We start from the raw sequence: 20,446 nt of genomic DNA on the forward strand, positions 1-20,446 counted from the left end.
TCCCCGGCGGCCGGGACCGGGCGGGCCGCGGCGGAGGAGACCGTCACGGCCGGGACGGGGGAAGCTCTGGTCACCGAGACGGGGGGAGCTCCGGCGGCCGGGACGCTGCACGGCCTGGGCGTCAGCCCGGGGCGGGCGGCCGGACGGGTCTGCCGGATGGCGGACCCGCCGCGTCTGCCGGCCCCGCGGCCGGTCGCCGACACCGCCCGGGAGACCGCCCTGGCGCTGCGCGCGCTGGAGGAGGTCGCCGCGGAACTGTCCGCGCGGGCCGGCAGGGCGCCCGGCTCCGAGGCGGGCGCCATCCTGGAGGCGCAGTCGTTCATGGCCGCCGATCCCGGCCTGCGTGAGACGGTCGAGGAGAACGTCGCGGCGGGCATGGACGCCGGGCACGCCGTCGACGCCGCCTGCGGCCACCATCGGCGGGCGCTGCTGGAGGCCGGCGGTCACTTCGCCGAACGCGCCGCCGACCTCGACGACATCCGCAACCGGGCCGTCGCCGCGGTGCTGGGACTGCCGGTGCCCGGCGTCCCCGACCCCGGCCACCCGTTCGTCCTGGTCGCCGGGGACCTCGCCCCCGCCGACACGGTGAACCTCGACCCCGCGACCGTGCTCGCCCTCGTCACCGAGAAGGGCGGGCCGACCAGCCACACCGCCATCCTCGCCCGCTCCCGCGGCCTGCCCGCCGTGGTGGCCTGCCGGGGCGCACCGGAGATCGGTGACGGGACCTGGGTGTCGGTCGACGGGACGGCCGGGGAGGTCGTGACCGGCCTCGCGGAGGAGGCCGCGGAGGAGATCCTGCGGCGGGCCGCCGCCGAGCGCCGCCGCCTGGCTGCGAGCACCGGTCCGGGACGGACGGCGGACGGCCGCGCGGTCGAGCTGCTGCTCAACATCGGATCCGCCGCCGACCTGGGGGCCGGCGCGCAGGCCGAGGGGGTCGGGCTGTTCCGGACCGAGTTCCTCTTCCTCGGCCGCGCGGACGCCCCCGGGTTCGAGGAGCAGGTCGCGGCCTACGAGGCGGTGCTGCGGGCCTCCCCCGGGGGGAAGGTCGTGGTGCGCACGCTCGACGCCGGGACGGACAAGCCCCTGCCGTTCCTGGACCTGCCCGAGGAGCCCAACCCCGCGCTGGGCGTGCGGGGGCTGCGGGTCGGCCGCGTGCGGCAGGACGTGCTCGACGTCCAGCTCGACGCCATCGCCGAGGCCGCCCGGGCGAGCGGCGTCCAGCCGTGGGTGATGGCGCCGATGGTGACCACCGCGGGCGAGGCGGCGGACTTCGCCGCGCGGGCCCGCGCGCGGGGCGTCACCCGGGTGGGGGCGATGATCGAGGTTCCGGCCGCCGCGCTCAGGGCAGGCCGCCTGCTGCGCGAACTCGACTTCCTCAGCATCGGCACCAACGACCTCAGCCAGTACGCCTTCGCCGCCGACCGCCAGCACGGCGAGCTCGCCGACCTGCTCGACCCCTGGCAGGCCGGGCTGCTGCGGCTGGTGGCCGAGTGCGGGCGGGCGGGCCGGGCGGCGGGCAAGCCCGTCGGCGTGTGCGGGGAGGCCGCGGCCGATCCGCTGCTGGCCACGGTCCTGGTCGGTCTCGGCGTCACCAGCCTGTCGATGTCGGCGCCGAGCCTCGCACCGGTGCGCGAGAGGCTGGCCCGGACCTCCCTGGCCGCCTGCGAGACCGGCGCCCGCATCGCCCTGGACGCCGACGACCCGGCGGCGGCGCGCGAGGCGGTGGCCGGGATGACCGCCGCCGGGGCCGCCCGGCGGTAGTTCGCCGGATCGGTGTGGCCGGCGGAGCTCGGCGTGACCGGGCCGCCCGTCCGGCATGCCACCGGCTCGTGCCCTCCCCCGAGGAAGGCGCGAGCCGGTGGCGGGGTCACCCGGGATCACCCGGAGGCCGGGTGGTCCCGGGATCGTCGTGGGACGGCCCCGGTCACTGCCGCCCGAGGGTGACGCAGGCGACCCGGGGGCCGGCCGTGCCGGCCTTGGACCCGGCGGCCTTGGTGCGCTTGGCGTGGAACACCAGGGAGCGGGGCGCCCTGGCGGGGACGAACGCCCAGTTCTGCCTGGCCGTGACCGTGGCCGCGCCCTGCGGGTCGGTGGTGAAGTCGAGCCAGACCTCGTTGTCGGCGCTGGCGTGGGCGTGGGTGTGCTGGTAGTGCGGTCCGGCGGCCTCCGGGTCGGCGCCGCACGGGTTCACGTGCAGGTGCACGCCGTACGCCCGGTCGGGCAGGAAACCCTCGACGGTGACCGTCGAGGTGGCCATCACCGCGCCCGACTCGGCCGTCACCCGCGCCGTCGCCCCGGGGGGCACCAGTTTCGGGCTGTAGGCGATCACGGAGGTTCCGGACGCCGGGGCGCCGAACCGGCCCCCTCCGGCGAGCTTGACCTCGACGGCGGCCTCGGCGGGCCCGCCGGCCTTCGCATCGTGCGCCGCCGGGTGGGTCGTTCCCTGACCTCCGCAGGCTGCCGCGAGCAGGGCGACGGCGGCGAGAACCGCGGGAAGGCGCATCGGACTCTCCTCGACCAGCCGGGTGAGACGAGGCCCCACTCTAGCGAGTAGTCACCCGATCACGCTGGGTGTTTCACGAGACGGGCCGGACGCCCCGGATCCGGCCGGCCGGGGAGGGCGCCCGGCGGGCCGCCGTCACCCGCCGTGGGAGGCGGCGATCTCGTCGATCCGGGCGGCGAGGGTGAAGTCCAGCTCCGTCAGGCCGCCCGCGTCGTGGGTGGTCAGCGCCAGGTGCAGGGTGCGCCAGCGGATGTCGATGTCGGGATGGTGGTTGAGCTTCTCGGCCTCGACCGCGATCTCGTCGACGATGCGGATCGCGGCCGGGAAGTCGGGGGCGGTCACGGTCCGGCGGATCTCGTCGCCCTCGCGCCGCCACTGGGGCCTCTCGCCCAGCCGCCGCCGTACTTCGGAGTCTTCGAGCAGGTCCATCCCCCCAGCAGATCACGCCTGCGCCCGGAACGCCAAAAGGCCGGCCCCCTCCCCGGGGAGAACGGGGAGGGGGCCGGCCCGGACTGGTTCGCCCGGCCCGCGCGGGACCGGCCTACTTGACGGCGCCCGAGGTGAGGCCCGACTGGATCTGCCGCTGGAAGACGATGTAGACGACCATGACGGGGATGATCGCCATGCTCAGCGCGGCGAACATGCCCGGCCAGTCGGCCTCGTAGCCGGCGCTGGTGGAGATGTTCGCCACGCCCTGGGTGATCAGCCACTTGTCCTCGACGTTGCCGGACAGCAGCACGATCGGCAGGAGGTACTGGTTCCACTGGCCCAGGATGTTGAAGATCGTGATGCTGATCAGGCCCGGCTTGGCCATCGGCATCATGATCTGGAAGAACGTCCGGGTGTGGGAGCAGCCGTCCATCATCGCCGCCTCGGCCACCGAGGTGGGCAGCGTCTTGAAGAACGCCGACAGGAAGAAGACGGTGAACGGCAGCGAGTAGGCGATGTAGACCAGGATGACGCCCAGGTGGGTGTCGATCAGGCCGAGGTTCCGCACCACGAAGAACAGCGGGACCAGCGCGAGGAAGACCGGGAAGGTCATGCCCGAGACGAACAGGTAGTAGACCGCCCGGTTGCCGGGGAATTTGTAGCGCGCCAGCACATAGGCGGCCATCGAGCCCAGCAGCATGGTCCCGGCCGTGCTGCACGCGACCACGAAGACCGTGTTCAGCATGTACTGGCCGATGTGGGCCTTCTCCCAGGCCCGGCCCCAGGCGTCCCAGCCGTAGGAGGCCGGGAGCGTGAGGGCGTCGCCGAAGATCTCGGTGTTGGTCTTGAACGAGGCCAGGAACGTCCAGACGATCGGGCCGATGATCAGGATCGCCCAGATCGCCAGCGCGACGTGGGACAGGGTCCCGAAGACGCCGATCGGGTTCCGGGACCTCTTCCGCCGGGCGTGCGGGACCGCCGTGCGGGGGGACGGCTTGTGCACCGGGTCCGCGGCGCTCGTGGTGCCCGTCGTGTTCGCGGCCATCAGAACTCGATCCTCTCGCGCCGGGTCACGCGCAGGGTGAGCGCCGCGAACGTGATGGTCATGAAGAACAGCGCCACGCCCATCGCGGAGGCGTAACCGAACTTGGAGAAGTTGAACGCCGTGCGCCAGATCTCCAGCGGCAGGACGGTCGTGGCGTTGTCGGGCCCGCCGCGGTCCACCGAGAGCACCTGGACCAGGGCGAAGGCGTCGAAGGCGGCGATGCCGAGGTAGACCCAGGCCACCTGCATGGTGTCCCAGAGCAGCGGCAGGGTGATGCGGAAGAAGAGGGTGAAGCGGCCCGCGCCGTCCAGCGCGGCGGCCTCGAACACGTCCTTGGGGATGGAGGACATGCCCGCGGAGAACAGGACCACGTAGAAGCCGACGGCCTGCCAGATCATCACGCCCATGATCGACCAGAGGGCGAGGTCCGGGTCGATCAGCCAGCCGATCGGCTCGACGCCGACCTTGGCGAGCATGCTGTTGATCACTCCGGTCTCGTCCGGGCGGTAGATCGCCTGGAAGAGCACGCCGACGATGGCCACCGCGAGCACCTGGGGCAGGAAGAAGACCACGCGGTAGAACTTCGAGCCCCAGATGCCGGTCATCCCCGCGCCCTTCTGCCCGCCGCTCAGGTTGAGCAGGAAGGAGAAGAAGAGCGCGATGGCGATGGTGGCCAGCGGCACGACAAGCAGCAGGACGCCGTGGTGGCGCACCGCGGCCCAGAAGACCTCGTCCTCGAACAGCCTGGTGAAGTTCTCCAGGCCGATGAACTGAGGAGTGGCCGAGATCCCCTTCCAGTTGGTCAGCGCGATCTGGAACGCCTGGATGTACGGGCTGATCACGAAGACCACGTAGAGGACCACGGGCGCGATGAGGAACCCGACGATGAACGGGTACTTGCTGTTGCGCACCCGGGCCAGGAGCGGGCGTCCGCCGCTCGGCGCCCCCGCCTTGAGCGGGTACTTGTCGTGCCGCATGGAGGACTACACCGTCCGGTTCTGCTTGGTGATGGACGAGTCGGCCTTGGTCTTGTCGGCGGCCTTCTGCATCTTCTCGCAGAACTGCTCGGCGGAGATGCGGCCGAACATGAGCGCGTTGGTCTGGCGGCGCAGCTCGGTCTCCAGCTCCTTGTACCAGCCCTCGAAGCTGTTGTAGGTGACGATGTTCGCGCCCGCGGCGGTCTGCGCGGCGCTGAGGCTGGCGTTGCCGGGCGAGAGCTCCAGGCCGTCGGCGGCGCCGGTCACGACGGTGATGTTGCCGGACTTCTCGGTGAAGCCGCGCGCGCCCTCCTTGGAGAGCATGATGCGCAGGTACTCCAGGCCGCCCTTGGGGTTCTTGGCCTTGGCCGGGACGATGTAGCCCTCGCCGGCGGCGGCGCGGATGGCCTCGAAGGGCATCTTGTCGGCGGCGGTGACGCTGGGGGTGGGCGTCAGGGCGTACTTGAAGCCGTCGGGGGTCTGGTCCTTCTGCTCGTTCTCCAGCCAGGAGCCCGACGGGTAGAGGGCGATCTTGCCCTGGTTCTGCCGGGTCTGCACCTCGGTGTGGATCAGGCCCTCGAAGGACTTGTCCATGTACTTGCCGATCTCGGCCCAGGCGGCGGCGGACTGCTTGACCGAGTCGCGCTGCCAGGCCCCGTCGACGAGGTTGTCGATGTCGATGAGGAGCTGGTTGCCCTCGATCTTCGCGGCGGAGATGAGGATCATCCAGTACGCGTAGTACGAGGCGTTCTTGCCGGCGAACGCGAACGGGACGATGCCCTTGGCCTTGATCTTCTCGCAGAGGGCCTTGAACTCGTCCATGGTCTTCGGCGGGGTCCAGCCCTCCTTCTCGAAGAGCGCGGCGTCGTACCAGAGGCCGTAGGCCGAGAAGACGTAGTTCATCACGTACGGCTTGCCCGTGATGAGGCCCGACTCGACGGTGCCCGGCGCGACCATGTCGCGCACCTTCTTGGCCGGGTCGTCGATGGAGGGGGCGTCCCACAGCTCGGTCAGCTCCAGGAGCTGGCCCTCCTGCTGCAGGGCGGCGTTGTCGATCAGGTCGGTGCCGGAGTTGGCGATCATGTCAGGGACGTCGCCGCTGGCGAACCGCGGCTGCAGGGTCTGCGCGATCTGCTGGGTGGCGACGTGCTTGATCTCCGCCTGGGGGAACGTCTTCTTGTACAGCGGCTCGTGCACGTCGGTGGCGTAGCTGTCGCCCAGGCCGCCCTTGAAGATGACGACCTCGAGGGGGGCGTTGGCGGCCACGCCGAACGGGTTGGCGGCGGAGGTGGCGGCGCCCCCGGCGGTCGGCGCGGCGGAGCTGGTGGCGGCGGGGGATCCGGCGGTGGCGCAGGCGCTGAGCAGCCCGGCGCCGGGACCGGCGACGAGAGCGGTCAGGCCGATCCGGCGAAGCATCTGCCGCCGGGTGATCTCTCCGGGCGTACCGGCCGATTTGGACATGGAACCCTCCAGGGCGGGGCATCAATTAGGAAAGTTTCCTAAACGTTCGCCCGAACGTACGTAGCACGAGAGGTCACCGTCAAGAGTCCGTAGCCGGTCTAGACCGAGCCGTGACGTCATCGCGACATTTCCGCGAGAAAGCGGTAGATCACACCGGATGATATGCGACATTAATTGACATATCACCCAATAATTCCCATACATCCCCTGGTTCCGCCGCTCCGGTCTCCATCAGGCACAGGGCCAGTGAAGCAGCCGGATCGGCAACCGGTCTAGACCAGTAGGGGCAGAATTTGCCGCTGGACCTCGCAAAGCCCTACTTTTAGGGCATGTTGCTGGCCGAGCAGCGCCGCCTGCTCTGTGATTACGGCCGCAGGGCCGCCGCGACCGGCCTGGTCGTCGGCGCGGCGGGGAACCTGAGCGTGCGGGCCGGCGACCTCATCGCGGTGACGCCGGGCGGCGTCCCCCTCGACCGCCTGGAACCCGACGCCTGCCCGGTGATCGACGTCGAGGGCTACCTGGTCGAGGGCGAGCTGCAGCCGTCCTCGGAGACGCCGATGCACCTGGCGGTCTACACGACCACCGGCGCCCGGGCCGTCGTGCACACCCACTCCGTGTTCGGCACCGTCGTGGCCACCACCATGACCGAGCTGCCGCCGGTCCACTACAACGCGCTGCTGCTCGGCGGCGTCGTCAAGGTCGCCGACTACGCCACCTACGGCACCCCCGAGCTGGCCGCCAACGTGCGGGCCGCGCTGGAGGGCAGGCAGGCCGCGCTCCTGGCCAACCACGGCGGGGTCACCATCGGCGACGACCTGGACAAGGCGTTCGAGGCGACGCGGCTGCTGGAGTGGCTCTGCGAGGTCTACGTCCGGGCCAAGTCCGTCGGGGAGCCCCGCGTGCTCACCGAGGAGCAGCTCACGGCCGTCGTCGAACGCGCCTTCAACCCTCCCGGCTTCCCCAGGCGCGCGGACTGACCGATCGAACATGTCGTCGCCGAGCTCATCCCGGACCGGCTTCCCCACGCGCGCGAACTGACCGCTCCCGCCCGGCGCCGCGACCCGCGCCCGCCCGGCCACCAGCCCCCGACCCGCGAGGATCCGTCATGCCCCTCCAGATCACCGGCGCCCCGAGCGACCCCGACCTGCTCCACCTGCCCTGGGACACCCCCCTGGAGAAGTGGCCGGAGCACCGCCTGGTCTCCCTCCCCCGCGGCATCTCCCGGCACGTGGTGCGCTTCGTGCGCCTCTCCGGCAAGGTCTACGCGATCAAGGAGATCGGCGAGCACTTCGCCAAGCGCGAGTACCGGCTGCTGTGGGATCTGAACCGGCTGGACACCCCGGCGGTGGAGCCGGTGGCGGTGGTCACCGGCCGGACCGGCACGGACGGGGAGCCGCTGGACTCGGCCCTGATCACCCAGCACCTGCAGTTCTCCCTCCCCTACCGGGCGGTCATGTCCGGGACCGTCCGGCCGGACACGCTGAACCGGCTCCTCGACGCGCTGGCCGTCCTGCTCGTCCGGCTCCACCTGACCGGCTTCTACTGGGGCGACTGCTCGCTGTCGAACATCCTGTTCCGCAGGGACGCCGGCTCCTTCGCCGCCTACCTGGTCGACGCCGAGACGGGTGAGCTCCACCCGATGATCAGCGAGGGCCAGCGGATGCACGACATCGACGTGGCGCACACCAACATCTACGGCGAGATGCTCGACCTGGAGGCCGGGGAGCTGCTCCACCCCTCCATCGACCCCGAGGAGATCGCCGACTCGATCTGCGAGCGCTACCACCGGCTCTGGGGCGAGCTCACCTCCGACGAGATCATCGACGAGGTCGACTGGCACATGATCGACCAGCGGATCCGGCGGCTGAACCGGCTCGGCTTCGACGTCGCCGAGATGATGGTCCGCCGCAAGGCCGGCACCGGCCGCCTGATCGTCCGGCCCAAGGTCGTGGACGCGGGCCACCACCAGCGCAGGCTGCTCCGCCTGACCGGCCTGGACGTGGAGGAGAACCAGGCCCGGCGGCTCCTCAACGACCTCGACGCCTTCCGGGTCGCCTACGGCCTGCGCCACGAGGACGAGGCGATCGTGGCCCACCGCTGGCTGGCCGAGATCTTCCAGCCGACGATCGAGGCCGTCCCGCGGGAGCTACGGGGCAAGCTGGAGCCGGCCCAGCTCTTCCACGAGGTGCTCGACCACCGCTGGTTCCTGTCGGAGACGGCCGGCAACGATGTGGGGCTGCCGATCGCCGTCCAGTCTTATGTGAAGAATGTTCTCATTTTCAAGCCGGACGAGAAGGCACTTATCTCCGAGAGTCTGTGACGGGAATTCCACCCGGGGTATATATCCTTCTACCCAGGAGTTGAATCCTGCATCTCCTCATATATCCGATATAACAGGGGCACTTAGTACCCTCCGGTATATCTCTACGCTGGCCGTGTCGCTTTTCCGTTGACCCGTCGGCGAGGGGGGCCAGAGTGCTCGGAATCGAAGAGTGCCTCACCGAGGTGATGGCGATCCCCGGCGCGCTGGACGCGATCCTGATCGATCAGACCAGCGGGATGGCCGTGGCCATCGGCGGCGGCAGCCGTCAGGTCGACACGGAGAAGTCCGCCGCCGGGCTCAGCGAGGCGCTGCGCGCGACCCTGGACGGGCTGGCCGTGACATCGCCCACGGGAACGGTCCGAATCCGCGACATGATCGTGACCACGGACGAGGGACATCATTTACTGAGACCGCTGGAGACCGTTTTCGACGGCCCATTAGCGATATATGTCAGGCTTGACCTAGAACGCGCAAATTTGGCGCTGGCCCTCCACCGACTCCAGTTGCTTTCCGGCCGGCTGATAACGACGTAAGCCCATGCCGAGCGTCGAGAGCATCCTCTGCGGGCTCGCCAGCGATCGGGCGACCGGAGCCCTGCGGCTGGGCAGATCCGGGACGTTCTACCTCACCGAGGGTCGCGTGACCTACGCCGAGACCCCGGCGTGTCCCCGGGTGGAGGAGCTGCTGACCTCCAGCGGGCGCATCTCCGCCTACGCCGTACGGCAGGCGAGGCAGGCGGCGGGTGAAGAGTGCTGGGGCGGCGACCGGCTGGTGCAACGGGGCGTCCTCACCCGGGGCGAGCTGGAGTTCTGCGTGCTGGGGGCGGTGCTCGACGCCGTGTTCTTCCTGTTCCAGGTGTCCGGTTCCCGGCCCCGGTTCCGCCCGGAGGAACGGCACTGGCTCGGGCCCCAGTGGTACTTCGACGTGACCGGACTGCTGCGGGAGAGCAAGCGAAGGAGAGCACAGTTGGACCAGGCGTGGCCCTCCCCCGAACTGGACGCGCTCCCGGTCGTCCCGATCGGGCGCATCCCCGCCCAAAGGGTCCTGCTGACCTCGCTCCAGTGGGAGGTGCTGGTCGGCGCCGACTGCACGGCGACCCCCGCCGACCTGGCCCGCAAGCTGGGCCGGCCGGCCTACTCGGTGCTGCTCGCCGTACGGCAGCTCGCCGCGGCGGGACTGCTCCGCACCCCGGAGCACGACCGCGAGAGCGCGCCCGCGACGCCTCCCGCCGCCCCGCGCCCGGCCCCCGCGACGCCTCCCGCCGCCCCGCGCCCGGCCCCGTCCCCCGCCCTCCCGGCGCGGCGGCCGGACGACGTCCCCGCCCCGCTGCCGCGCCGGGGGGACGGGACCCGCGAGAAGATCCCGAGCCACGACGCCGGGGCCCCCTCCCCGGCCGCCGGATGGATGCCCCGGACCACGGGCGACCCCGCCGACGTGAGCCTGCTCATCCGGCTCAGGAACGCACTGGAGGCACTCACATGAGGCCGGCCCCATGCCGCTGAAGCTGCGCACGCTGAAGCGGATCGGAAGGAGGATGCCAGTGGAATTGCGGGACGAGGTGCACCGGGAGATGGTCCTGCTGCGCCAGCGCATGCCCGACGTCAGCGGGAGCGTCGCGTGCAGCGTGGACGGCCTGACCATCGCCAGCGACATGGCAGGCGACACCGAGCAGGCCATCGAGCAGACCGGAGCGCTCTCCTCCGCCCTGCTGGCCCTCAGCCGCCGGATGACGAGCATGGTCGGCAAAGGAGCGCTGGAGGAGACCCTGATCTCCGGCAGCAACGGCTACGCGGCCTTCTACGCCGCCGGCCCCAAGATCGTCCTCACAGTCCTGGCCCGCCCCGGCACCAACCTCGGGCTGCTTCGACTGGAGGGCCGCAAGACGGCGGCCAGCCTGGCCGCCATCACCACCCGCATGTCAATCCCCCAGTGAACCGGAGGAAGCAATGGCCAGCATGGACGTCTCCCTCAAGGAGATGATGGCGATCGACGGCGCCGTCGGAGCGGTGGTCGTGGACTACAACAGCGGAATGGCGCTGGGTTCCCTCGGCGGCTCCAAGGACCTGGACCTCCAGGTCGCCGCGGCAGGGAACACCGAGGTCGTCAAGGCCAAACTCCGCACGATGGAGTCCTTGGGCCTCAAGGACACCATCGAGGACATCCTCATCACGCTCAACACGCAGTACCACATCATCCGGCCGCTCACCGGCCGGAGCGGCAAGGGGCTCTTCCTCTACCTCGCACTCGACCGCGCCCGGGGCAACCTGGCCCTGGCGCGGCACAACATGCGGACCATCGAGGAGAAGCTCGAAGTCTGACTCTCCGGTACGGCTTGCGCCCCGGCAGGCGCAAGCCGTACCGGAGTGCGAGGCGGAGGCCGTACCGGAGTGCGAGGCGATGGAGACCGCGCCGGAGCACGGGGCGCGGGCCGGACGCCGGCCGGGGCGGCTACCGTTCCGCGGCCGGGGCGAGGTCGCCGGCCGCGTCCGCGACCGCGGTGAGATCGCTGACCGCGCCGACGATGTCGGGCCAGAGGGCGCGCGGCAGGTCGTGGCCCATGCCCGGGAAGGTGAGCAGCCTGGCCCCGGGGACCGCCTCCGCCGTGGCGATCCCGCCCGACAGCGGCACCAGCTGGTCCTCCTCGCCGTGGATCACCAGGGCGGGCAGCGACAGCTCCCTGAGCAGGGGCGCCCGGTCACCCGAAGCGATGATCGCGGCGAGCTGCCGGGCCACCCCGGAGGGATCGTAGGCGCGGTCGTAGCCCGCTCCGGCGACCCTGGCGATGCGGTCGCCGTCGAAGGGGTAGCCCGGCGAGCCGATGACCTTCCAGGTCTCCAGCGCCCGCGCGATCGCCGCCTCCCGGTCCGGCGAGGGAGGCGACATGAGCGCCGCCATGGCCGCCTCGGTGGGCGGGGCGGCCTGAGGGCTCGGCGTGGACATGATCGAGGTGAGGCTGCGCACCCGCTCCGGGTGCCGGATGGCCAGCGTCTGGGCGATCATCCCGCCCATCGAGACGCCCACCACGTGCGCCGAGGCCAGGTCCAGCGCGTCGAGCAGCCCGGCCGCGTCGTCGGCCATGTCGGACAGCAGGTACGGCGCCTCCCCGCCGAAGCCGGGCGACCCGGCGTCGTGGAGGTGGGTGGACTCCCCCACGTCCCGGTTGTCGAACCGCACGACGTAGTGGCCCCGGCCGGCGAGGAGCCGGCAGAACTCCTCGTCCCAGTGGATCAGCTGGGAGGCGAGTCCCATGATCAGAAGGAGCGGGCGGTCCCCGGGGGAGCCGAAGGTGTCATAGGCGATCTCGATGCCGTTCGCCGGGGCGCGCAGAGTCATGGCCCTCCTGCCGTGCTTGTCCGTCGAAACAGAATGTCATTCTGTAAGGGCGCGGGCAAGAGCCGGAGGGCGACTCCGCCGCCGGGGCGGACCGGGGAGGCCGGCCCCGGCGGGAGGTCAGTCCCACCAGAAGGACCAGGCGTTCCTTCCGACGATCTGCTCGGCGTAGTCGATCAGCGTCCCGGCCCCGTAGACGACGCTGTCGGGGCAGAACGTCCAGTGCTCGGCGGCCACGTGCAGGGCGTGCTCCATGGTGAGGGGAGGCGCGGCGACGCTCAGGTCGAGGGTGTTGAAGCCCATTCCGACCAGGCGCGCGCCGAACCGCTCCTCCCAGCTGCGCACCACCGCCGCCAGCGGGACCATCCACTCGTTGTGGTTCAGCGCGCCCTGCCAGCCCATGGCCGCCAGCGCGTCGGCCCCCCGCTCCACGGCCACCAGTCCCAGCGGGGTCCGCCGCTCGGCCACGAGCCCGGCGTACCAGTCGGCGACCTCCCCGGGGTCGGCCCCCGGCGATCCGGGAGCGGCCGGTCCCGGGCAGCGGGCGCCGAACGGCTCCAGGATCTCCAACTGGTCGGCGTGGGCCCTCGAGACCCAGTCCGACCACACCTCGGCCATGAACGGGGCGATGCGATAGTTGTCGATCTCCTCGACGGCGTCGGGCGCGACCTGCCCGGCCGACCACGGCTGCACGGAGTCTTCCAGCAGCACCGGCCAGAGGCCGGAGCGGGGGTGCTCGGCGCGGAGCGCGGCCCACAGCCCCCCGGAGACCGCCTCGTCGCTGAGCCAGAAGGCGGGCCGGGTGTAGGTCAGGATCCGCGCGTAGCCGGGGTCGGGCCAGACCACGTCCCCGGGCGGCAGTTCGACCCTGAGGCCCCGCCCGGCGCCGCCGTCGGTGAACAACTGACCCAGCACCGGCGAGAGCCGCCCACGCTCGCAATCGTCCATCTCTACCGTCCCGATCCTGACCACGCCCCAATTCTGCCTGCCGGGCACCGGGCGCACATGGAGGCGCCGATGTCCCGCCGGGGCCGGCTGCCATGATCCCACCTGACGCCCGGAGACCGGAGGACCGGAGGCGGGAACCGGGGGCGCGGGGCCGCACCGGGAACCGGGGGCGCGTCCATCGGCCGCGGGCGCATCCGTCAGCCGCGGGCCTCTGCGCGCAGCTCGGCCAGGAGTTCGCCCTGCCCGGCCAGCACCTCGGTCAGAATCCGGCGGGCCGAGATCAGCAGGTCCGTCACGTCGGGAGTGGACAGGGCGTAGACGACGGTGGCACCCTCTCGGGTGGCGGTCACGATCCCGGCCCTGCGCAGCACCGCCAGTTGCTGCGACAGGCTGGACGCCTCGGCGTCCACGGCGGCCAGGAGGTCGCGGACCGGCAGGGGCCCGTCCTGCAGCAGTTCGAGGACCCGGATGCGGAGCGGATGCCCGAGCGTGCGGAAGAACTCGGCCTTCGCCTGGTACAACGGAACCGGCATGGTCAGGCCGTTCCGGCGACGGGCGTGCGGCCCCCACCGACGCGCGCCGGTGACTCTGCCGCGAACTCGCTCATGCTTCCTGCCTCCCGTCGAGCGCATCAGTCCCTCGCCGTCGAGCTGTGAGCTCGGGCTCCTTATAAAGTAGCAAATTGCGTAATTCTTCAAGTTGTAGAGCTCTTGGGTAAGATGCGGGCGATGCTATAGCGACGAGAGGCCCAGTGCGGCCTATATGAGGGAGTGCGGTCAATGGGACGGGGTCGAGCCAAGGCCAAGCAGACGAAGGTCGCCCGTGAGCTGAAGTACGGCACCCACAGCATCGATCTCGATCGGCTGCGCAGGGAGCTCAGCACCACCGGCGGCCCCACGGCGGCCGACGAGGCGGACGACCCCGCCGTCGAGCCCGCCGACAGGTAGCACCGGGAAACGTCCGCGCCGGACCCTCGTCAGCCTCCGGCGCAGCACGGACCCCCCGGTCCCCGGCCGGTGACGGGACCCGGCTCCACCGTGTGAAGCGCGGGTCCCCGCCGCCCGCTCATCCCAGGGCGGCGAGCTCCTCCTCGCTCAGGGTCAGCTCGGCGGCGGCCACCGAGTCGAGGATGGTCTCCGGACGGCTGGCTCCGGGGATCGGGATCACGACGGGGCTCCTGGCGAGCTCCCAGGCGAGGCAGACCTGCTGCGGCGAGACGCCCCGCCCGGCCCCCACCCGGGCGAAGGGGCCCGCGAGGCCGCCCGCCGCCCCCATGCCGCCCAGCGGCGACCAGGGCAGGAACGCCACCCCGAGCTCGGCGCACACGTCGATCTCCGGCTCGCTGCTCCTGAAGCGCGGCGAGTACTCGTTCTGCACGCTCGCCAGCCGCCCGCCGAGGATCTCGTGGGCCGTCCTGATCTGGGACGGGTCGGCGTTGGAGATCCCGGCCATCCGGATCTTCCCCTCGTCGAGCAGGTCCCGGATCGCGCCGACGGTCTCCTCGTACGGCACCGCCGGATCGGGCCTGTGGTGCTGGTAGAGCCCGATCGCCTCGACGCCGAGCGCCTTGAGTGAGCGCTCACACGCCTGGCGCAGGTAAGCGGGGTCCCCGTTCACCCCCCAGCCGTCCCCCGGGGTCCGGGTGTGCCCGCCCTTGGTCGCGACCAGGACCGCGTCCCGGTCGCCGGACCACAGCGCCAGCGCCTTGGCCACCAGCCGCTCGTTGTGCCCGATGTCGTCCGAGGACGGCGTGTAGGCGTCGGCGGTGTCGATCAGGGTGATCCCGGCGTCGAGCGCGGCGTGGACGGTCCTGATCGACTGGGCCTCGTCGGGCATGTGCCCCGCCACCGACATCGGCATGGCGCCGAGCCCGATCGCGCTGACGTCGACGTTTCCGATCGCGCGTGTTCTCATGACGCCCATCCTCCGGCCTGGAGCTCACTCCAGGTCAAGGACCGCCACTCCGCCGGCCGGAGACCGCCGGGCTCCCGGCGCGGGCCGGTGGAGGCCCGGGCCGGTGGGGGGCCCGGGCCTCCGGTGGGGGGAGGGGGTCAGTGGCAGGCGGTGGCCGGGATGGTGTCCCTGACCCTGCCGTTGTCCTGGACGAGCTGACCCGAGAAGCCGGTGTCGGTGAGGTTGAGCTTCACCACGCCGTGCAGCTTGGTCAGCCGTACCAGGCTGTTGGGGTGGACCTTGTGGGTGAAGGAGTAGTTGCCCGCGCCGCCGAGGCCCACGGTGAGGGCCAGCGGGCCGGCCGAGGTGGCCTTGCCGTCGGGGTCCTGCGGGCGGAAGCGCTCGTAGACGTGGTCGTGGCCGTTGAGGATCAGATCGGCGCCGGCCGCGTAGAGCGCGCGCCAGGCCGGCAGGCTGACCGGGTTGTAGCCCTTGCTGCCGGAGTTGAACAGCGGGTGGTGCCAGTAGGCGGCGACGCACTTCTTGGTGGTGCGCGAGAGGTCGTTCTTGAGCCAGGTGATCTGCTCGGAGCCGGCCTCCATCGGCTCCTCGGAGTCGAGGGCGACGAAGTGCCAGCCGCCGTGGTCGAAGCTGTAGTAGGTCTTGCCGTTCGGGGTGGCCAGCCTGCCGAAGTACGCCTTGTAGCCCACCGCCTCGCCCGCCGGGTCGTAGGACTCGTGGTTGCCCCGGGACGGCCTGGTCTTGTCCTTGAAGCGGCCCCAGGTGGTGTCGTAGTACTTCCGGAACTCCGAGAGCGTGCCGTCGTCGTACTGGTGGTCGCCCAGGGTGAGCACGAGGGCGGGATCGATCGACTCGACGAGGCGGGCGGTGCGCTCGTGCTCGCAGTCGGTGCCGTCGTCGGCGTCGCAGGATCCGGCGATGTCCCCGGCCGTGGCCACGGTGAAGGACCCGCCGGGGTTCCCGCCGTCGCCGCCCCCGGTGCCGTAGACCTCCATCTCCCACAGGGAGTAGCCGTAGGGGGTGCCGCGCTTGGTGCCGTGCACCCGCACGTACCGGCCGCTCGCGCTCAGCCCGGAGTGGTCGTCCACCGCCCCGTCACCCGACGTGACGTTCTTCACCGTGGTCCAGTTCGCGCCGTCCGGCGACACCTGCACGGTGTACGTCTTGGCGTAGGCCACCTCCCAGGTCAGCTTCACCCGTGAGATCGTCGCCGCCCCGCCGAGATCCACCTGGATCCACTGCGGGTCGGATCCCTCCTCCGACGCCCACCGCGTGGACGCGCTGCCGTCCACCGCCAGCTCCGGAGTGAGCGACGCGTCCTCGATCGAGGACGCGGTGACCGGTTTCCCCTGGGAGATCAGGCCGTCGGCCGCGTGGCCGGGCAGGGCGTGGACGACGGGGAGGAGGACGGCGGCGCCGAGGAGCGCGGCGGCCGATCGGACTCGTCTGGATGACATCACTTCTCCTTCTGGGGGGTTTTCAGGTCATCGCCGGGGAAGAGGCGTCTTTCATCAGGAGTCGGGGGGCGCCGGTGCCGTCGGCCGGCACGGCCCAGATGTCCCCGTCCTTGGCGTACATGACGGTTCGCGGGTCCAGCCAGGCCGCCTGATCGTCGACGTCGGCGGTCTCGGCCAGGGGTGTCTCCCGCCGGGTGGTCAGGTCGAGGGCGTGCAGCCGCCACGCGCCCGCGGGCATGCGTTTCTTGTAGACGAGGACGGCGCCGTCGGGGGAGAGCGAGGGGCACTCGGCGTTCTCCCGCAGCACGCGGGCCTCCCACGCGGCGTAGTCGCCCTCCACCAGGTAGGTCCTGCCCTTGGTCGAGACCGTCGCGTAGAAGCGGTTGTCGTCGGAGGCGAAGGTGACGCCCCAGTAGTTGACGTCGGCGGAGTGGTAGCGGCGACCGTCCTTGATCAGAGGGATCTCCTCCATGTTGACGGTCGTGTTGCCGGTCCGGGTGTCGTGGATGCCGGTCCAGGTGGAGAAGCCGTTCTCGTTGTACGAGTCGCCGGTGACGAAGACGGTCCAGGAGATCATCCGGCCGCTCGGCGAGACCCGGGCGCGGTTCGGGATGCCGGTGATCTCGATCCGGTCGATCTCCCTCATGGTCCGGTCGAGGATCAGCGCGTGGGTCCCGGGCACGGCGCCCGGCGTGACGGTGAGGCAAACGCCGGTGCCGGCCGCGGCGTAGAAACGCTCGCAGCGGGTGCGGGTGCCCCGCACCAGGCCGGTGGCGGTGTCCCGGACCAGGAGCCGGCCGGGTTCGGACAGGTCGGTCCGGGACCCGTCACGCGGCTCGCTCACCGCGGCGCCGGGCCCCCCGGACCAGACCGCGTAGCCCGTCGCGCCGCCGGCCAGAAGCAGTGTCGCGGCCAGCGTCAGCAGGCCCTTCCTCATCGTGTCGCCTTTCTCATCGTGTCGCCTTCCGCCAGAGGGCCAGGGAGACCAGGACTCCGGCGCCCATCGCCACCAGCCCGGGCACGTGCCCGGTGAACGACCACGCGGCGCCGTACAGGACGGAGGAGACCATGCGGGCGACGGCCTGGCCGGTCTGCAGCAGCGCCAGCCCGCTCGTGCGCAGCTCGGCGGGGAGGAGCGGGCCGGCGGCGGCCATGAGCACGCCGTCCGTGGCCGCGTAGAACACCCCGAGCAGCACCGGCACCGGCCAGTACGGCCCGGCCCCCGCGAGCAGCGCGTAGACGAGCACCAGCGTCAGGTGCCCGGCGACGAACACCGGGGTCCGGCCGGCCCGGTCGGCGAGCCTGCCGAGCGGCACGGCGAGCGCGAGGTAGACCGCGGCCGTGGCCAGGGGCAGCAGCGGGAGGTACGCCGCCTCGATGCCGCCCTGCTTCTGCATCAGCAGGTAGACGAACGGGTCGCTCAGCGTCACCAGTCCGAGCCCGCAGGCCAGCAGGCAGAGCCGGCGCCACCGCCTCTCGCGCAGCAGGGCCAGCGCCGGGCGGATCGAGGGCGGACCGGGGACGGTGTCGCGGTGGTCGCGGACGTACAGCACCAGCACCAGCACGCCGAGCGCGGCGATCGCGAAGCTCACCACGAAGACCGTGTCGTAGGCGCCGGTGAGGTGGAGGACGGCGAAGGCGGCCAGCGGCCCGAGCATGGCGCCGACGGTGTCCATCGCCCGGTGCACGCCGAAGGCCTGGCCCAGCCGCCCCGGCTCGGCGCTGAGCGAGATCAGCGCGTCGCGCGGGGCGGTCCGGATGCCCTTGCCCGTGCGGTCGGCCGCGACCACCGCGCCGATGAGCGCGGCGGAGCCTCCCGCGGCCAGGAGGCCGAGCCGGCAGACGGCCGAGAGGCCGTAGCCGAGGCCGGCCACCAGCTTGCGCCGCTGCCAGCGGTCCGCCGCGTGCCCCGCGGCGAGCCGTACCAGGGCCGTGACCCCGAAGTACAGCCCGTCGACCAGGCCGAACGCCAGAGGGGTGAGCCCCAGCGAGAGGACCAGGTAGAAGGGCAGGACGGCGGTGATCATCTCGGAGGAGACGTCGGTGATCAGGCTGACGGCGCCCAGTGCGAGCACGTTGGCGGGCACCGTGAGGGTGATCCGGGACAGGCTCGTCCGGGAGACGTACATGCGTCATCACTTCCCGAGGGACGCGGCGGGCGGGACCGGGAGGGCGGGGGCGGGAATCAGTCCCGGGGTCAGGGCACCCAGTGGTTGTGGGTCACCGTGATCATGGTCTGGAGCTGGATGCTCGCCCCGAAGTAGCTGCCGCCGTCGATCGGCGTGCGGAGCATCTTGTCCCAGAGCGCGTCCAGCCACGCCTGGCTGCCGGAGTCGGTCATCGCCGTCACCGCGAAGGGCGCGAAGAAGGCCGGCGAACTCCCGCCGGAGATCTGCGTGCCGTTCAGCTTGTAGCCCATGCCGATCCTGTCCGGGTTCCCGCCGGTCTTGGCCTTGACCCAGGCGTTCAGCTTCCGCGCGGCCGCGAGGGACGCGGCGTCCCCGCCGGTCACCGCGTCGGCGCCGATCCGCCAGGGGGTGCGGCAGGCGTTCCACCAGTAGTCGCCGTCGTTCACGGTCTCCAACACCTTGCCGGAGGCCGGCCGCGGGGTGCCGTCGGTGTCGACGACGAAGTCGGGCAGGAGCCCGGTGGAGGGGGCGTACTTCGACTGCATCGAGCCGAGCAGGTTCTGGTGCGCGGTCCTGATCCTGTCCCAGGCGCTGTCCCCGGTCGCCTTCCTGAAGGCCCGGAAGTGGTCCGTCATCCAGTCGGAGGTGCGGGTGACGTAGTACCACCGGTCACCCGAGCTGCTCCAGTCGCCCAGCTTGAGCAGGTTGGTGGAGGGGTTGACCTCGCTCTTCTTGATGGCGTTGATGTGCCGGACGGCCAGCTGCCGGTAGTCGTAGGCGCCGTCGCTGCCCCACTGCCGGTCGGCCAGGAGCAGGCCGTAGGCCACGTCCAGGTCGCCGTCGGTGGCGCCGTCGCCGCCGTTGACGCTCCGGCAGGCGGTGTCCTGCTCGGCCGCGAGCAGGTGGGGGTTGACCGACGAGGGGTGGTCCAGCACCCACTTGACGAGGCCGTCGAAGATCTTCTTGGCGTCGGGGTCGGCGCCCGCCATGGTGGCGACGATCACCATGCCGTAGCCCTGGGCCTCGGCCACGTAGGGGTGGTCGGCGTCGGGCGAGATGACCTGGTACCAGCCGTTGCCGCAGTTCTGCCGGAGGAAGGCCGACTTCCACCGCCGGTAGTAGTCGACGACCCTGGCGTCCAGGGCCGCCTGGTCACCCGAGGGGCGGAGCATGCCGGGCGCGTACGGCCTGCTGTGGCTGCCGAACGGCACGCCGACCCCGCCCCCGGGGCCGCCGCCGTTCCCGGCGCCGTACACCTCGAGCTCCCACAGGGAGTAGCCGTAGGGCGTGCCGCGCTTGGCGCCGTGCATCCGCACGTACCGGCCGGTCCCGGAGACCGCCAGGTCGTCGGTCCCGCCGTCGCCCGAGGCGGTGGAGAAGACGTCGCTCCACGAGGAGCCGTCCGCCGAGGTCTGGATCTTGTACGAGGTCGCGTGGGCGGCCTCCCAGGTCAGCTTGACCCGGCTGATGGTGTGCGCGGACCCCAGGTCGACCTGGATCCACTCCGGGTCGTGCCCCTCCTGGCTCGCCCACCGGGTGGAGGCGCTGCCGTCCACCGCCTTGCCGGCCTCCAGCCCGCTCGCCTCGACGGACGAGGCCGTGACGGGTCTGCCCCGGGACACCAGCGGGTCGGCCGCCGCCGGCCGGGCACTGGCCGCGCCGGCCGCGGACGGGGCCAGCAGTGTCACCGCCATCGCGCCGAGAGCCGCGAAGGTCTTCGCGGCGGTGCTTCGCTTCACGAGCGACTCCGATCGTTCCGGGCCGCACACCGCAGGCCCGTGCCGTCTGATAGTTAAGGAAGATTCCTAACTAGTGGCGGAGCGTAAACCTCAGTCAAGCCCGCTGCAAGGCCCAAATTTCCTGAAATCGGTTGAGAAAAACGGGGGGTCGAGAAAAGGTCACGGCTTCATCGCCGCCCTTGACCCACTCC

21 protein-coding genes are annotated in these 20,446 nt (G+C 71.5%); 8 read left to right on the plus strand and 13 right to left on the minus strand.

Annotated elements, in window-relative coordinates:
• Nucleotides 1-66: 66 nt before the first annotated feature.
• Entirely contained in the window at nucleotides 67-1,761 is a 1,695-nt protein-coding gene (gene ptsP / locus Plo01_RS21680; RefSeq protein WP_203892563.1) for a phosphoenolpyruvate--protein phosphotransferase, read from the plus strand.
• A 163-nt stretch (nucleotides 1,762-1,924) separates the two neighbouring features.
• Here the strand turns inward: ptsP and Plo01_RS21685 are convergent, their stop codons facing one another.
• The 5 genes from Plo01_RS21685 to ngcE form a co-directional block, all read right to left on the minus strand.
• Entirely contained in the window at nucleotides 1,925-2,503 is a 579-nt protein-coding gene (locus Plo01_RS21685) for a superoxide dismutase family protein (RefSeq protein ID WP_203892488.1), read from the minus strand.
• A 135-nt stretch (nucleotides 2,504-2,638) separates the two neighbouring features.
• Nucleotides 2,639-2,932 carry a 4a-hydroxytetrahydrobiopterin dehydratase gene (locus Plo01_RS21690; RefSeq protein ID WP_203892489.1) on the minus strand — a complete coding sequence of 98 codons (294 nt, stop codon included), beginning with the start codon at nucleotides 2,930-2,932 and terminating at the stop codon, nucleotides 2,639-2,641.
• A gap of 112 nt (nucleotides 2,933-3,044) precedes the next feature.
• Nucleotides 3,045-3,977, minus strand: a complete 933-nt coding sequence (locus Plo01_RS21695) for a carbohydrate ABC transporter permease (protein WP_203892490.1) — start codon at nucleotides 3,975-3,977, stop codon at nucleotides 3,045-3,047.
• Nucleotides 3,977-4,954 carry a carbohydrate ABC transporter permease gene (locus tag Plo01_RS21700; RefSeq protein ID WP_239316803.1) on the minus strand — a complete coding sequence of 326 codons (978 nt, stop codon included), beginning with the start codon at nucleotides 4,952-4,954 and terminating at the stop codon, nucleotides 3,977-3,979. The genes Plo01_RS21695 and Plo01_RS21700 overlap by 1 nt, the downstream gene beginning before the upstream one ends.
• Nucleotides 4,955-4,960: 6 nt before the next feature.
• Nucleotides 4,961-6,415 carry an N-acetylglucosamine/diacetylchitobiose ABC transporter substrate-binding protein gene (ngcE, locus tag Plo01_RS21705; RefSeq protein WP_203892491.1) on the minus strand — a complete coding sequence of 485 codons (1,455 nt, stop codon included), beginning with the start codon at nucleotides 6,413-6,415 and terminating at the stop codon, nucleotides 4,961-4,963.
• Nucleotides 6,416-6,744: 329 nt separating this feature from the next.
• Between ngcE and Plo01_RS21710 the strand changes: the two genes are divergently transcribed.
• The 6 genes from Plo01_RS21710 to Plo01_RS21735 all read left to right on the plus strand — a co-directional run bounded on the left by Plo01_RS21710 (nucleotide 6,745) and on the right by Plo01_RS21735 (nucleotide 11,056).
• On the plus strand, nucleotides 6,745-7,392 hold the full coding sequence (locus Plo01_RS21710) for a class II aldolase/adducin family protein (RefSeq protein WP_203892492.1): 648 nt from the start codon (nucleotides 6,745-6,747) through the stop codon (nucleotides 7,390-7,392).
• A 128-nt stretch (nucleotides 7,393-7,520) separates the two neighbouring features.
• Nucleotides 7,521-8,735 carry a DUF4032 domain-containing protein gene (locus Plo01_RS21715; protein WP_203892493.1) on the plus strand — a complete coding sequence of 405 codons (1,215 nt, stop codon included), beginning with the start codon at nucleotides 7,521-7,523 and terminating at the stop codon, nucleotides 8,733-8,735.
• A gap of 155 nt (nucleotides 8,736-8,890) precedes the next feature.
• Nucleotides 8,891-9,271 carry a roadblock/LC7 domain-containing protein gene (locus tag Plo01_RS21720; RefSeq protein ID WP_203892494.1) on the plus strand — a complete coding sequence of 127 codons (381 nt, stop codon included), beginning with the start codon at nucleotides 8,891-8,893 and terminating at the stop codon, nucleotides 9,269-9,271.
• 4 nt (nucleotides 9,272-9,275) lie between these two features.
• Nucleotides 9,276-10,220 (plus strand): DUF4388 domain-containing protein, encoded by a 945-nt coding sequence (locus tag Plo01_RS21725; RefSeq protein WP_203892495.1) that lies wholly within the window; start codon nucleotides 9,276-9,278, stop codon nucleotides 10,218-10,220.
• 52 nt (nucleotides 10,221-10,272) lie between these two features.
• Complete coding sequence (locus tag Plo01_RS21730; protein ID WP_239316805.1) at nucleotides 10,273-10,671, plus strand: roadblock/LC7 domain-containing protein; 399 nt, start codon at nucleotides 10,273-10,275, stop codon at nucleotides 10,669-10,671.
• Nucleotides 10,672-10,684: 13 nt separating this feature from the next.
• Nucleotides 10,685-11,056: a hypothetical protein gene (locus Plo01_RS21735; RefSeq protein WP_203892496.1), complete on the plus strand. Its 372-nt coding sequence runs from the start codon at nucleotides 10,685-10,687 to the stop codon at nucleotides 11,054-11,056.
• A 130-nt stretch (nucleotides 11,057-11,186) separates the two neighbouring features.
• On the opposite strand, the gene Plo01_RS21740 is transcribed toward Plo01_RS21735, so the two are convergent.
• From Plo01_RS21740 to Plo01_RS21750, 3 genes are all read right to left on the minus strand, one after another.
• On the minus strand, nucleotides 11,187-12,071 hold the full coding sequence (locus tag Plo01_RS21740; protein ID WP_203892497.1) for an alpha/beta fold hydrolase: 885 nt from the start codon (nucleotides 12,069-12,071) through the stop codon (nucleotides 11,187-11,189).
• A gap of 117 nt (nucleotides 12,072-12,188) precedes the next feature.
• Complete coding sequence (locus Plo01_RS21745; protein ID WP_239316808.1) at nucleotides 12,189-13,040, minus strand: DUF4253 domain-containing protein; 852 nt, start codon at nucleotides 13,038-13,040, stop codon at nucleotides 12,189-12,191.
• A 173-nt stretch (nucleotides 13,041-13,213) separates the two neighbouring features.
• A complete protein-coding gene (locus tag Plo01_RS21750) occupies nucleotides 13,214-13,549 on the minus strand; it encodes an ArsR/SmtB family transcription factor (RefSeq protein WP_068926157.1) in 336 nt (111 codons plus the stop codon).
• Nucleotides 13,550-13,795: 246 nt separating this feature from the next.
• On the opposite strand from Plo01_RS21750, the gene Plo01_RS21755 reads away from it, so the two are divergent.
• Nucleotides 13,796-13,963, plus strand: a complete 168-nt coding sequence (locus tag Plo01_RS21755; RefSeq protein ID WP_203892498.1) for a DUF3073 domain-containing protein — start codon at nucleotides 13,796-13,798, stop codon at nucleotides 13,961-13,963.
• Nucleotides 13,964-14,081: 118 nt separating this feature from the next.
• Here Plo01_RS21755 and Plo01_RS21760 read toward each other — a convergent pair whose 3' ends face one another.
• The 5 genes from Plo01_RS21760 to Plo01_RS21780 all read right to left on the minus strand — a co-directional run bounded on the left by Plo01_RS21760 (nucleotide 14,082) and on the right by Plo01_RS21780 (nucleotide 20,255).
• Nucleotides 14,082-14,930: an aldo/keto reductase gene (locus Plo01_RS21760; RefSeq protein ID WP_203892499.1), complete on the minus strand. Its 849-nt coding sequence runs from the start codon at nucleotides 14,928-14,930 to the stop codon at nucleotides 14,082-14,084.
• 137 nt (nucleotides 14,931-15,067) lie between these two features.
• A complete protein-coding gene (locus Plo01_RS21765) occupies nucleotides 15,068-16,387 on the minus strand; it encodes a discoidin domain-containing protein (RefSeq protein WP_203892500.1) in 1,320 nt (439 codons plus the stop codon).
• Between the two features lie 22 nt (nucleotides 16,388-16,409).
• A complete protein-coding gene (locus tag Plo01_RS21770; RefSeq protein WP_203892501.1) occupies nucleotides 16,410-17,324 on the minus strand; it encodes a TolB-like translocation protein in 915 nt (304 codons plus the stop codon).
• 13 nt (nucleotides 17,325-17,337) lie between these two features.
• Complete coding sequence (locus Plo01_RS21775) at nucleotides 17,338-18,516, minus strand: MFS transporter (RefSeq protein WP_203892502.1); 1,179 nt, start codon at nucleotides 18,514-18,516, stop codon at nucleotides 17,338-17,340.
• Between the two features lie 68 nt (nucleotides 18,517-18,584).
• Complete coding sequence (locus tag Plo01_RS21780) at nucleotides 18,585-20,255, minus strand: glycosyl hydrolase family 8 (RefSeq protein ID WP_239316810.1); 1,671 nt, start codon at nucleotides 20,253-20,255, stop codon at nucleotides 18,585-18,587.
• Nucleotides 20,256-20,446: the final 191 nt, after the last annotated feature.

Source organism: Planobispora longispora (assembly GCF_016863135.1).
Taxonomy (GTDB): Bacteria; Actinomycetota; Actinomycetes; order Streptosporangiales; family Streptosporangiaceae; genus Planobispora; species Planobispora longispora.

Coding starts and splice junctions, on each gene's coding strand:
- Plo01_RS21685 (WP_203892488.1), bottom strand. CDS start 2,503: ATGCGCCTTCCCGCGGTTCTCGCCGCCGTCGCCCTGCTCGCGGCAGCC.
- Plo01_RS21690 (WP_203892489.1), bottom strand. CDS start 2,932: ATGGACCTGCTCGAAGACTCCGAAGTACGGCGGCGGCTGGGCGAGAGG.
- Plo01_RS21695 (WP_203892490.1), bottom strand. CDS start 3,977: ATGGCCGCGAACACGACGGGCACCACGAGCGCCGCGGACCCGGTGCAC.
- Plo01_RS21700 (WP_239316803.1), bottom strand. CDS start 4,954: ATGCGGCACGACAAGTACCCGCTCAAGGCGGGGGCGCCGAGCGGCGGA.
- ngcE (WP_203892491.1), bottom strand. CDS start 6,415: ATGTCCAAATCGGCCGGTACGCCCGGAGAGATCACCCGGCGGCAGATG.
- Plo01_RS21710 (WP_203892492.1), top strand. CDS start 6,745: ATGTTGCTGGCCGAGCAGCGCCGCCTGCTCTGTGATTACGGCCGCAGG.
- Plo01_RS21715 (WP_203892493.1), top strand. CDS start 7,521: ATGCCCCTCCAGATCACCGGCGCCCCGAGCGACCCCGACCTGCTCCAC.
- Plo01_RS21725 (WP_203892495.1), top strand. CDS start 9,276: ATGCCGAGCGTCGAGAGCATCCTCTGCGGGCTCGCCAGCGATCGGGCG.
- Plo01_RS21730 (WP_239316805.1), top strand. CDS start 10,273: ATGCCAGTGGAATTGCGGGACGAGGTGCACCGGGAGATGGTCCTGCTG.
- Plo01_RS21735 (WP_203892496.1), top strand. CDS start 10,685: ATGGCCAGCATGGACGTCTCCCTCAAGGAGATGATGGCGATCGACGGC.
- Plo01_RS21740 (WP_203892497.1), bottom strand. CDS start 12,071: ATGACTCTGCGCGCCCCGGCGAACGGCATCGAGATCGCCTATGACACC.
- Plo01_RS21750 (WP_068926157.1), bottom strand. CDS start 13,549: ATGCCGGTTCCGTTGTACCAGGCGAAGGCCGAGTTCTTCCGCACGCTC.
- Plo01_RS21755 (WP_203892498.1), top strand. CDS start 13,796: ATGGGACGGGGTCGAGCCAAGGCCAAGCAGACGAAGGTCGCCCGTGAG.
- Plo01_RS21760 (WP_203892499.1), bottom strand. CDS start 14,930: ATGAGAACACGCGCGATCGGAAACGTCGACGTCAGCGCGATCGGGCTC.
- Plo01_RS21765 (WP_203892500.1), bottom strand. CDS start 16,387: ATGTCATCCAGACGAGTCCGATCGGCCGCCGCGCTCCTCGGCGCCGCC.
- Plo01_RS21770 (WP_203892501.1), bottom strand. CDS start 17,324: ATGAGGAAGGGCCTGCTGACGCTGGCCGCGACACTGCTTCTGGCCGGC.
- Plo01_RS21775 (WP_203892502.1), bottom strand. CDS start 18,516: ATGTACGTCTCCCGGACGAGCCTGTCCCGGATCACCCTCACGGTGCCC.